The 11,731-nt window shown below is 55.7% G+C and carries 9 protein-coding genes; 2 read left to right on the forward strand and 7 right to left on the reverse strand.

Annotated features, from left to right (window positions below; all coding sequences use genetic code 11):
* Both thrB and thrC read left to right on the forward strand, forming a co-directional pair.
* Entirely contained in the window at positions 1 to 981 is a 981-nt protein-coding gene (thrB, locus tag I6L37_RS11095) for a homoserine kinase (protein ID WP_216994075.1), read from the forward strand.
* The gene (gene thrC, locus I6L37_RS11100; protein ID WP_216994076.1) at positions 978 to 2,267 is read left to right on the forward strand and encodes a threonine synthase; all 1,290 of its coding nucleotides are present in this window, start codon (positions 978 to 980) and stop codon (positions 2,265 to 2,267) included. The genes thrB and thrC overlap by 4 nt, the downstream gene beginning before the upstream one ends.
* Before the next feature lie 105 nt (positions 2,268 to 2,372).
* Here the strand turns inward: thrC and I6L37_RS11105 are convergent, their stop codons facing one another.
* From I6L37_RS11105 to I6L37_RS11135, 7 genes are all read right to left on the reverse strand, one after another.
* The gene (locus I6L37_RS11105) at positions 2,373 to 3,983 is read right to left on the reverse strand and encodes a DUF262 domain-containing protein (protein ID WP_216994077.1); all 1,611 of its coding nucleotides are present in this window, start codon (positions 3,981 to 3,983) and stop codon (positions 2,373 to 2,375) included.
* Between the two features lie 83 nt (positions 3,984 to 4,066).
* Positions 4,067 to 5,154, reverse strand: a protein-coding gene (locus tag I6L37_RS11110; RefSeq protein ID WP_088821966.1) for an IS3-like element ISAs22 family transposase whose coding sequence is annotated in 2 segments (ribosomal slippage) — positions 4,067 to 4,902 and positions 4,902 to 5,154 — 1,089 coding nt in all. Because the reading frame shifts where the segments join, the coding sequence is not laid out codon by codon here.
* 384 nt (positions 5,155 to 5,538) lie between these two features.
* Positions 5,539 to 6,054: a transposase gene (locus I6L37_RS11115; protein WP_216994078.1), complete on the reverse strand. Its 516-nt coding sequence runs from the start codon at positions 6,052 to 6,054 to the stop codon at positions 5,539 to 5,541.
* Positions 6,055 to 6,606: 552 nt separating this feature from the next.
* Positions 6,607 to 7,560 (reverse strand): DUF1848 domain-containing protein, encoded by a 954-nt coding sequence (locus I6L37_RS11120; protein WP_216994079.1) that lies wholly within the window; start codon positions 7,558 to 7,560, stop codon positions 6,607 to 6,609.
* 80 nt (positions 7,561 to 7,640) lie between these two features.
* Positions 7,641 to 9,656, reverse strand: a complete 2,016-nt coding sequence (locus tag I6L37_RS11125) for a BCCT family transporter (protein ID WP_216994080.1) — start codon at positions 9,654 to 9,656, stop codon at positions 7,641 to 7,643.
* A gap of 276 nt (positions 9,657 to 9,932) precedes the next feature.
* Positions 9,933 to 10,979 carry an NADP-dependent oxidoreductase gene (locus I6L37_RS11130; protein ID WP_216994081.1) on the reverse strand — a complete coding sequence of 349 codons (1,047 nt, stop codon included), beginning with the start codon at positions 10,977 to 10,979 and terminating at the stop codon, positions 9,933 to 9,935.
* A gap of 175 nt (positions 10,980 to 11,154) precedes the next feature.
* Positions 11,155 to 11,721 carry a TetR/AcrR family transcriptional regulator gene (locus I6L37_RS11135; RefSeq protein WP_026457158.1) on the reverse strand — a complete coding sequence of 189 codons (567 nt, stop codon included), beginning with the start codon at positions 11,719 to 11,721 and terminating at the stop codon, positions 11,155 to 11,157.
* Positions 11,722 to 11,731: the final 10 nt, after the last annotated feature.

Raw genomic sequence — 11,731 nt, forward strand, 5'->3', positions numbered from 1 at the left:
ATGAGCGCAGAGATGAAGCGAAACGAGAGCGTGGTGGCCTATGCGCCGGCCTCCAGCGCCAACCTGAGCGTAGGATTCGATGTACTGGGGGCGGCGCTCGCCCCCGTGGATGGCTCCCTGTTGGGAGACAGGGTTCAGGTCAAACCGGCAGAGGTGGCGTTTGCCCTCTCGGCGGTGGGCCGCTATGCCCACAAGCTGCCGGATGACCCGAAAAAGAACATCCTCTATGACTGCTGGCTCGCCTATGGCGAGGCGCTGGAAAAACGCGGTCAGATCATGTTGCCGCTTGAGATGGTGCTGGAGAAGAGCCTGCCGGTGGGATCGGGCCTCGGGTCCAGTGCCTGCAGCGTGGTGGCGGCGCTCGAGGGGCTCAATGCCTTTCACGGTAACCCATTGAGCGAGCACGAATTGCTGTTGCTGATGGGGGAGATGGAGGGCAAGATCTCCGGCTCCGTTCACTACGACAACGTGGCCCCCTGTTATCTGGGCGGCATGCAGCTGGTGGTGGAGGAGGGGGGCGTTATCAGCCAGGGCATTCCGGTATTTGACGAGTGGTACTGGGTGGTCTGCTACCCGGGCACTGTGGTCTCGACCGCCGCTGCCCGCGCCATCCTGCCGGCCCAGTATCGCCGTCAGGATTGCCTCACCTATGGCCGCCGGCTGGCTGCGTTCGTCCATGCCAGCTACACCGGTCAGGAGCCCCTGGCCGCGAGCGTCTTGAAAGACGTGATTGCCGAGCCCTACCGCGCGGCGCTGATCGAAGGCTTTAACGAGGTGCGGGCTCAGGCGGCCCAGAACGGGGCCTTGGCCACCGGCATCTCGGGCTCCGGTCCCACCGTGTTTGTGGTGATGAAGGATCTGGCCCAGGCCGAGCGGATGAAGGATTGGATGGAAGCGCATTTCGTGCGCAATGAAGATGGATTCGCCCGGGTTTGCAAACTCGATATGGCCGGGGCACGGGTAACAGGAAGCGAGCTATGAATCTTTACAATATCAAGGACAAGAGTGAACAGGTGAGCTTCGCCCAGGCGGTGCGTCAGGGTCTGGGCCGCGAACAGGGGCTCTTCTTTCCAGAAACCCTCGAGCCGCTGGCGGACGTCGATGCCTTGCTCGATCTGCCGCTGGTCGAGCGTTCGGCGCGCATTCTGAGCCACCTGCTGGGGGACGAAGTGGCCGCGGCCAAGGTACACGTGCTGGTCAATGCCGCCTTCACCTTCCCGGCGCCGCTGGTCAAATTGAAAGACGGCACTTATGCCCTCGAGCTGTTCCACGGCCCGACCCTGGCGTTCAAGGACTTCGGCGGCCGCTTTATGGCCCAGTGCCTCGCGGCCTTTAGGCTCGCGTCTGCCGAAAACAAGGACAAGATCACCATACTCACCGCCACCTCGGGCGACACCGGCGCCGCCGTGGCCCACGCCTTCTATGGGCTGGAAGGTATCGAAGTGGTGATCCTCTATCCCAAGGGCAAGATAAGCCCGCTGCAGGAGGCGCTGTTCTGCACCCTGGGTGGCAACATCCGCACCATCGCCATCGACGGCGACTTCGATGCCTGCCAGGCGCTGGTGAAGCAATCTTTCGATGACGAGGCGCTGAAAAAGGCGATTGGTCTGAACTCCGCCAACTCCATCAATATCAGTCGCTTGCTGGCCCAGGTCTGCTACTACTTCGAAGCCGTGGCCCAGTTGCCCAAAGCAGATCGCGCCAAGGCGGTCATCAGCGTGCCGTCCGGCAACTTTGGCAACCTTACCGCGGGCCTGATCGCCAAGGCGTTGGGGCTGCCGGTGAAGCGCTTTATCGCCGCCACCAACGCCAACGATACCGTGCCGCGCTACCTGAAAACCGGTCAGTGGGATCCGCACCAGACAGTGGCGACTCTGTCGAATGCCATGGACGTGAGCCGCCCCAACAACTGGCCACGAGTAGAGGAGCTGTGCCGCCGCAAGGGCTGGGCGCTGGAAACCTTGGGCTCCGGCATGCGTGACGATGCCCAGACTCGGGATGCGTTGCAGCGCCTGCACCAGCTGGACTACCTGTGCGAGCCCCACGGCGCCATTGCCTGGGATCTGCTGAACGAACAGCTCGCCGAGGACGAGGTAGGGGTGTTCCTCTGCACCGCCCACCCGGCCAAGTTCAAGGAGTCGGTGGACGAGATCCTGAGGCTGGATGTGCCACTGCCTGGCCCGCTGGCCAAACACGCCGAACTGCCGCTGCTCTCCGTTAATTTGCCTGCGGAGTTTGCTCGGTTAAGGGCGTTTTTGGTGGGTTAAGCCGCCGAGCTGAGATAACAGATAGAAATAAGAATCCCCCGGTAACGGGGGATTTTTGTTTTAGCGTAGGACTTCAATGAGAGATATTTTGAATCTTTATCAATATTAGTTTCCAGACAAAGCGGAAATTGCGTTAATTAGTATTTTAGATCTTTCATTTAAAAATTCATCAAAGTTGTCATTGGTATATATATCATCTTCTTTCGGCAATAAGTTGCTTTCAAGGATTCTATCTTTCTCTGTTTTTGGGATTATATTGGAAAAGTATATTGACGGTGCTTTACTTGAAATCTTCTTATTTGAATTGGATGGTAAAAAGCAAAAGTTGGCAACGGCAAATCTTCTTTGTTTTGTTTCTCCAGCTTTACTAAGGAATGCATTTGGGAATACATGGTGATATTCTTTTCTGTTAAAGGATGCAAGTGATGAACCTATATCTATAGTACTGCCATTTGTCAAATCAAGGGGTGAGTATTGAGCGCTCAATAAAAGAAATGCTCTAGTCATTGGGTTTGCTTTTGAAAACTGGGTGTTTATAAAGTCGTCAGGAGAAATAGATGTTTTATATTTATTGATGTCTGAAAAATCATAATCTAATACCTTGTCTATAAACTCTATGTCAAAATCTAGTTTGGCTGTTGTTTGTCCTGTCGAGTATCTGTCAGAGAATGATGTTCGCCAAAAATATTGTTTTATAATATTTAGTTGGTCTGCTGTGTGTTTTTTACTTCTAGAGAAGAATCGGCATAGAGGTATCATTTGTTGATGGAATGGTAGGAATTCAATATTAGCGCATTTAATTTCAGTATATAAAAAATCAACAGCTCTTTTTATTGCATCCACAATAAATTCCCAATTATCTCTTACACGTTCCCCTGTTAATTTAAGAATATTTTCAGTTTGAGTGGAACCAAGTATTATTCCTGAAACTATTTGCAATATTAGCTTATGGTCTATCTGACCAAACGATTTTTCTTCAAGTGAATCCAAAAGTGCGTCAATGGAGTCAAGTAGATGAAAATCTTCAGTCCATGTCCATGTCCATGTCCATGCTGTCATTAGATCGAGAAGATCAAGTTTGGTTCCTGTATTATTAATTCTCTCAAAAATAACACCTACCTCTTCTCTAGTTCTATTTTTTATCTGTATTACAGGGACATCATAATTCAGGAAAATAGACGATAATGTTTTTGCATCAGAGTGGTATTTTTTGTTTAAGGATACAAGTTCATCAAATAACTTGATGGGGTCTATGATGTTTCTGAGTAATACGACAGAGTCGCTCTTCACTTTCACATCAATTTTAGGTATGAATTTTTTCGTGGAAAAATCATAGTATATTTCAAAAATATCTAAGTTTGGGTTGTATTTTTCACTTGATGGTTCTTGTTCTATATGCTCGCTGAGTACCGCATAAATAGATGAAAGCCTTTGCTGACCATCTAATACATAATTGACTGGCCAATTATCGCCTTTATCTGGCAATCTGTATCCTGCAATATTTCTCGTTGACCTCAATTTCTCGTTATGAGATGCTTCCCAAAGCAAGATGCTACCGATTGGATATTGCTTAACTAAACTTTCTAATAATTCAATTATTTGGTTTTGTCTCCATACATACCCTCGTTGAAATGCGGGTATTTTAATTTCTCCATTGTCAATTCTATTTATTAATTTATCTATTTTCAACGATGTTGGATTTAATTCTGGTTTCATATGATTTTCCTTATGTTGTATTATTTCCAAAAATAATTTCGTATGGTAATCCCCCCATTTTTTGGAGCACTCAAAAGTAGAGGTCATGCGGCCTGTGCCAAGCGCTGTTTCGGCGTGTAGCCGCCCAGCGCCATATTGGGCCGCTCATGGTTATAAACCCACAGCCAGTTCGTGGCAAATTCCTGTAACTCATTCAGTGACTCAAACAGGTAATGGCCCAACCAGTCGTAACGCACAGTGCGGTTAAATCGCTCTATGTAGGCATTCTGCTGCGGGTTGCCTGGCTGGATATACCTCAGCGCAATCCTCTTCTGCTGCGCCCATTGCTTGAGCTCTTCGCTGATGTATTCCGGACCATTATCACAGCGGATTGCGGCTGGTTTGCCCCGCCACTCGATAACCTGCTCCAGCACCCGTTTGACTCGCGAGGCAGGCAAGGAAAAATCCACCTCGATGCACAGTGCTTCGCGATTGAAGTCATCGATCACATTAAACAACCGCACCGAACGACCATCGCTGAGCTGGTCATGCATAAAGTCCATCGACCAACAGTGATTCGGTTGGTCAGGGACTGCCAACGGCTCCGGCTTGGCCCGCACTAGCCGCTTCTTGGGTTTTATCCGCAGATTGAGCTCTAGCGCCCGATAGATCCGGTAGACCCGCTTGTGGTTCCAGCCAAAGCCTTTGACGTTACGCAGGTACAGGAAGCACAGTCCGAAACCCCAGTTGCGCTGGTTGGCGGTGAGGCGCAGCAGCCAGTCGGCAATTTCCTGGTTTTCATCAGCCAGCACGGGCTGATAACGGTAGCAACCCTCGCTCACCTTGAACACCTGGCAAGCCAGACGGATAGAAATGGCGTAATGAGCCACAGCCTTGGTCGCCATCTCCCTGCGGGCAGATGGCGTCACCACTTTTTTGCCATCGCCTCGGAGATGATCTCAGCCTTTAGGCGCTCCTCGGCATACATCTTCTTAAGGCGACGATTTTCCTCTTCCAGCTCTTTGAGGCGCGCCATGAGAGAGGCATCCATGCCACCGAATTTGGAGCGCCACTTGTAGAAGGTGGCGGAGCTGATGCCATGCTCACGGCAGAGCTCAGGGACGGGTGAACCAGACTCGGCCTGCTTGAGGATGGCGATGATCTGTGCATCGCTAAAGCGTGATGTTTTCATGTAGAACCTCCTGCGTTCAAGATACGAGAAAATTCTACTTATGAGCACCTCAGTTTTTCGGGGGGATTACCGTATGTTGGGCTAACCCTCGTAGGTTGGCGCTGAACGAAGTGAAGCCCAACGTTTACCGAGAAAGCTAAATTAGGTTGTTGATTTTATATTGTCACGATTCCAATCGTATTTTGAAAATCAGTTTTCCCATTTGTTGGGCTTCGCTACGCTCAACGCCAACCTACACAAACTGGAGCCCAACGTTTACCGAGAAAACTAAATTCGGTTGCTGATTATCTATTGCCACAATTCCTATCGTATTTTGGAAATTATTTATCCCATTTGTTGGGTTTCGTTGCGCTCAGCACCAACCTACAAAATATCCCAAACCAATTATTCCTGACCAGAGTCACTATCAATGGCCCAATTTTGCCCTATCCATCCTGCCGCAATATGGTGATGGACGGAGGAATAAGGCCAATCGACCGGTTTGGCACAATAGCCATGTTTGACCGGATTGAAGTGGATGTAATCGACATGGGCTTGCAGATCCTTGTCGTCCCGGATCAGATGCTCCCAATAGCGGCGTTGCCAGATGCCGCGCTCCCGTTTTCTGAGTCTGCTCTCCCGTATCCGCTCTGTTTTGGCGAGCTTTCGTGAAAATCCAGCCTTGATCAGAGACCAGCGCAGGGGATAGTCACTGTCATCCGGTGGTAGTTGCCAAATGGTATGGAGGTGATCCGGCATTACCACCATGGCAATGATCTCGAAGGGATGATGCTGTTTGACGTGGCGGATCACCTCGCGCAGCAGGTCGATATGGCGTATCAGCAGATCTTGCTTCCGGTCGGCCAGATTGACGGTGAAGAACCAGCATGCGCCGCTGGCAATGGCTCGGCGATAGCGCATGGCCCTCCTTATCCCATATCGGGGTGATGCATCCAATTTGTTCGGTTTCGCAGTGTGTGGCACCAACCGACAGAGGGCGCGATTGTTGGGCTTCGCTGCGCTCAGCACCAATTTACAAGTTGCGTATATCGCTTGCCAGAACCCACGCTACCGCCCGTGGATTACAGCTTCCAATATGCTCCAGTGACCAGTGAGGGCAGTAACCCATCACCGTTCAATAGGCACCGAATGGCCATCATATGTCTTGGCCATACTGACAAACCAGTCAGAAAATGACGTAACCATCAATAAGATCTGCGTTTTATGCGCCAGCTCAACATTTGGTGTGAGGCGCGGCCTGGGTTGCCACTCGATGCCGATAGTCAGGGGCGAGTGGCGGCTGGTTGGTAAAAGGGGACAAGGGCAGGGCTGTAAATAGGAAGCGCTATGGCTATATGGAGATTGGCATTTGAGAGTGGCCTGCGGATGACTTGATGCTTGCCACGCAAAAGTCTTGGTGATTGGAAACATGTTTCGATCTGACCAGCAACCACAGCTTGGCCATATATGGGATTAAAAGAGCGGTCTCTGAACCGGCTCGGCAACCAGAAAACGCTCATCAACTCCCTCTGTCCCGCCAATCAGAAAGGGGCTCCGGGGATCGTGGCGTTGCTTATGCTTGATAACCGATTCCTGGCTGTAGGTGGCGTAACAGTAGGCACAGCCATGCAGGCAGGTGTTGTAGGCGCCGATATCGATGCTCTTGACGCAGCCACAGGCCTCGCGCTGGCCGGGATCTTTTTTGCCGTCGACCCGGCGGTTGAAAAGAGCGTGGATCAACTCATCATCGATACACTTGCCATGGGCGATGCCGAGATGGGCGAGGTCGATAGTTTCGGCACAGGTTTCTATGGTCATCCCGAAACGGGCGGCGGTCTGCGCCATAAAGGCTGCCAGCTCATCCAGCGCATCATGGTTGTCCGGAGCCTTATCCAGCAGGTCGTGAAAGACAAGGTTCTCGACCGCACGCAGGTTCTTCTCTGTCTTCTTGTAAAGGTCGGCAAAGCTGATGACGACCTTATAGGTTTTGCCGGCCAAGAGGGACGCAATCTTGTAAAAGAGCCGCTTGTGCTCGGCCAGATCGACCAGGTTGCACAGCAGTATGGGGTCGTAGCGCCAGATGACTTTGTGGGGGCCAATTCTGTCTGATAACTCACAAAAGGTCTTGATGGCGTTATGGGGTCTGGGAACCCGGCTCTCCAGGGCTTTGGGGTAGCCGGTCAGGGTGTATTGAAAATAGTAGCGATGGCCGAGGGCATCGATTTCATCCAGGTGGTGCATCAGCATGGCTGGCTGCCGGGTCCAGAATACGATGGCATCGACCTCATCCGGGTGCAGTGACACCCGGTTGATTTGATTGGCATTGAACGGATTGCGGGTGAGTAAAAAACCGGCCCTTATCCGGTTCATCAACCAGGGGGTATAAAAGGCCGGGATATCGGTTCTTCTGCTGGCGCTGATGATCATGGCATTGCGGCTCTCGCTCCGGCGGTGAGGTTGGCAAGGAGGGGATAGGCCGCTCCTTGCCAATCCCCGGGGCATGAATATCAGGCTCCGGATTCAGGCGGCGTGTGCTCCGGTGCGCCGCTTAGCAGATCCAGCCCCTCGTCCTGACTCAGCACCAGGTAGCGCTCGTACTGGCGCAAGACATCGGCGCTCAGCTCGTCGCGGGTCAGGTACTGGATGTCGTAGCCGGCGCGGCCGTCGGCAAAGTAGGTGATGGGCTCGAAGATGCGGGCGTCCGGGTCGTGGTTGTGGGCCGCCTCCAGCGGGTTGAAGGCGGGGGCGGGGCGGGCCTCGATGCGCACCCCATAGCAGAAGTCACGCCGCCCTTCCTGAGGCACCAGTAGGTGGCACTGATCCGCATCTTCCTGCACGACCCGGCTGGCGAGGCCGCGCGCTTCGAACTCGCGGCACAAGGCGGTCAATGCAGGCAGGGCTGTATCACGCAGGAAGGTGTGAGCATCGGCCTCGGTGGAGGGACGCAGCAAATGATCCATGCGGGTACGCCACTGCTTGCCGTTCCAAAAATCGGTGGCGGGGGAGAGGCGGCGCGCCGAGTGCTCCCGGTCGGCGACCAGCCCGCGCCAGAGCCCCAGGCAGAGCAGCACCATGATGATGGCAAACGGCAGGGCGGCGATAAGCGTCATGGACTGCAGCGCCGCCAGCCCGCCGGTGGCCATCAGGGTGCCGGCGGTGATACCGAGCAGCACGGCCCAGAACAGGCGTTGCCAGATCGGGGAGCGCTCCTTGCCCTGGGTGGCGATGTTGTCGATGACGAAGGCCCCCGAGTCGGCGGAAGTGACGAAGAAGACGCTGATGAGGATCACCGCCAGCGCCGAGGTGATGTCGGATCCCGGCAAGAGGTCAAAGAAGTTGAACAGGAGGGTGTCAACGTTGCCGACCGAGCTGGCCAGGGTCTGCCCCCCGGCGCGCTGGCTGACCCAGATGGCGGCGTTGCCGAATACCGTCATCCACAGCAAGTTGAAGGCGGTGGGCACGAACAGGACGCCGAGGATGAACTCACGCAGGGTGCGCCCGCGGGAGATGCGGGCGATAAAGAGGCCGACGAAGGGAGACCAGGAGATCCACCAGGCCCAGTAGAGCAGGGTCCAGTTGCCGAACCAGCCCGCCTGGCTGGTCTCGCTGTAGGTAAAGGTGCGGAAGGTGAGCTGGGTCAGGGACGAGACATAGTTGCCGATGTTCTCGGACAGGGCCCCGAGCAGGTACTGGGTGGGGCCGGCCAGCAGCACGAACAGCAAGAGCACGATGGCGAGGAAGAGGTTCAGCTCGGAGAGGCGCTTGACCCCCTTGTCGAGGCCGGTGACCGCCGACAGGGCGGCCAGGGCGATGACGACGCCGATGAGGCCGAAGCGAAACAGCTCCCCCGAGGTGTCGATGCCGGTGAGTCGGGTGATCCCCGCCGAGAGCTGCAGCACCCCGTATCCCAGGGTAGTGGCGATACCGAAAATGGTGCCCACCAGGGCGAAGATATCCACGGCGTGGCCGAGCGGCCCGCGGATCCGCTCCTTGAAGATGGGGTAGAGGCCGGAGCGGATAGTCAGCGGCAGGTTGTAGCGAAAGCCGAAGTAGGCCAGCACCAGGCCGACGATGGCGTAGATGGCCCAGGCGTGAAAGCCCCAGTGAAAGAAGGTGGTCACCATGGCTTCGCGGGCGGCGGCCGGGGTGAGGGGGGCCGCCTGGGGCGGCGAGACGAAGTGGGTCATGGGCTCGCCCACCCCGAAGTACATGAGACCTATGCCCATGCCGGCGGCAAACAGCATGGCGAGCCAGGAGGTGAAGCTGAACTCGGGGCGCGCATCATCCGGCCCGAGGCGGATGTTGCCGTAGTGACTGAAGGCGAGCACCAGCAGCAGGATCAGGAACATGCCGACCACCAGCACGTAGAACCAGCTGAAGTGCTGGGCAATCCAGCTCTGGCCGTCGCCAAAGAAGCGGGCAGCCGCCTCCGGCGCCAGCGAGCAGACCGCCAGCAGGGTGATGATAAACAAGAGGCTTGGGATAAATATCGGTAAAGACAATGTGCAGCGCGGTGTGTTCATGGGACACCTTTGAGTAGGGAGGGCTTTGTCAAGATACTATAAAGCCATAGCACGCCAAACAGACAAACCCTGATTAATCCTTGGTCACTGTCACACCTTGACGCTAATCGTGGGTTAACGGGGGGAGGTGGCTCACAGGTCCGCATAAAAAAATCCGAAACTGCTTGAAGCAGTTTCGGATTTTTAATGTTAAGGAGCACTGTGCCTGTCGGCGGCGAATTCCCGGGAGGACGTTTGCATTCCCGTGTCAGATGCCGTTATGGCTGGCACCTCAACTCAGGCCAGCTCGTCCTGGCCGACGCGAATGACCAGCTTGCCGAAGTTTTTGCCTTCCAGCAGTCCCTTGAGCGCCTCGGGGGCGTTTTCCAGACCATCCACTATCTGCTCCAGATAGTGGATCTTGCCCTCACTCACCCACTTGCCCATCTGCTCGGCGAACTCGCCATAACGATGGCCGTAGTCATCGAAAATGATGAAGCCTTTCACGGTGGCCCGCTTGGTCAGGATGGTAGACCAGGCCCAGTCCAGATGATCGGGCCCCTGGGGCAGGGCGCTTGCATTGTAGTTGGAGACGGTGCCGCACAGCGGGATGCGGGCCTTGGCGTTGAGCAGGGGCAGCACGGCCTTGAGCACCCGGCCACCGACGTTCTCGAAGTAGATGTCGATGCCATCCGGGCAGGCGGCGGCCAGCTGTTGCTCGAAGTCGCCCGCCTTGTGGTTCAGGGCGACGTCGGCGCCGAGCTCCTCGCGCGCCACCTGGCACTTCTCGTCGGATCCGGCGATGGCAACGACCCGGCAGCCCATGATCTTGCCGATCTGGGCGACGGTGGCGCCGACCGGGCCGGTGGCGGCGGCGACCACTAGGGTTTCACCGGCCTTGGGCTGGCCGATATCCATCAGCCCCATAAAAGCGGTGAAGCCCGGCATGCCCAGCACGCCGAGGGCGTGGCTGACGGGGGCCTGTGCGGGATCCAGCTTGAACAGGAAGCTGCCGTCGGAGACGCCGTAATCCTGCCAGCCCACCCCGTAGCTCAGGACCCAGTCCCCTTCCCGGTAGTCGGGGTGGCGGGAGGCGACGACCCGGTTGATGGTGCCGCCCACCATGACGCCACCGATGGCCACGGGGTCGGCGTAGGAGTCGGCATCGCTCATGCGACCGCGCATATAGGGGTCGAGGCTCAGGTAGACGGTTCTGAGCAGCAGTTGCCCCTCCGCTATGCTCGGGACTGGGGTGGTCTTGAGGGCGAAGTGTTCGGCACCCGGGGTACCGACGGGACGCGCGGCCAGGGTCATCTGGCGGTTTTCGGTTCGGCTCTGGTTCATGGTATTTCCTCACATTACTGGGTGTCAGTGCCATTGCGCAGCTGGTTTGCCCGCAACGGCGCGAGTCGGGAAGGCGTCATCCTTATGGCATGGTGAGCGCCTTCTTTTTGCAAAATTAGACCGGTCGTCTAGTGTTGATTGCCAAAAAAGCCCGACATCTATCGGGCCTGTTTATTCAGGGGGCCAGCAGCTGGAGCGTCATGGTGTAGGCGTGTTCCAGCTGTTGCCCCTCCCGATCCAGTTTGCCGAGCAGGGCCGCCCCCAGCCAGAGCTGGTAGAGGTTGGTCGCCAGCGGCTGGGTCGCTCTGTGACTCAGGCTGCCATCGGCGATGGCCTCTTCGATGGCCAGCGCGAGGCGCCGCACGACCCTGTCTGTACCGGTCTTCAGGATGAGGCGCATGGTGTCGGAGAGATCCGCTACCTCGGCGCTCAGCTTGACGACCAGGCAGTCGCAACAGCTCCCTTTCCAGTGGGCGAAGTAGCGTAGCAGGCGTTCGCGTCCCGGTTTGTCCTGGCCACCGAGCAATGCCTCCATCTCCACCAGATAGCTGTCGATGTAGTGACTCAGCAGGGCTTCGCCAAACTGCTCTTTTGACTTGAAGTAGTGGTAGAAGGAGCCCTTGGGCACCCCGGCCTCTTGCAGCAAAAAGCTCAACCCCATGGCGTTGAAACCGTGGGTGGTCAGTATGGTGCGGCCAGTGTCGAGCAGATGCTGGCGCGTGTCTTGGTATCTGTCGGTCATGGCGGCATGG

Source organism: Aeromonas sp. FDAARGOS 1407 (assembly GCF_019048725.1).
In the GTDB taxonomy this organism is placed as follows: domain Bacteria; phylum Pseudomonadota; class Gammaproteobacteria; order Enterobacterales; family Aeromonadaceae; genus Aeromonas; species Aeromonas enteropelogenes.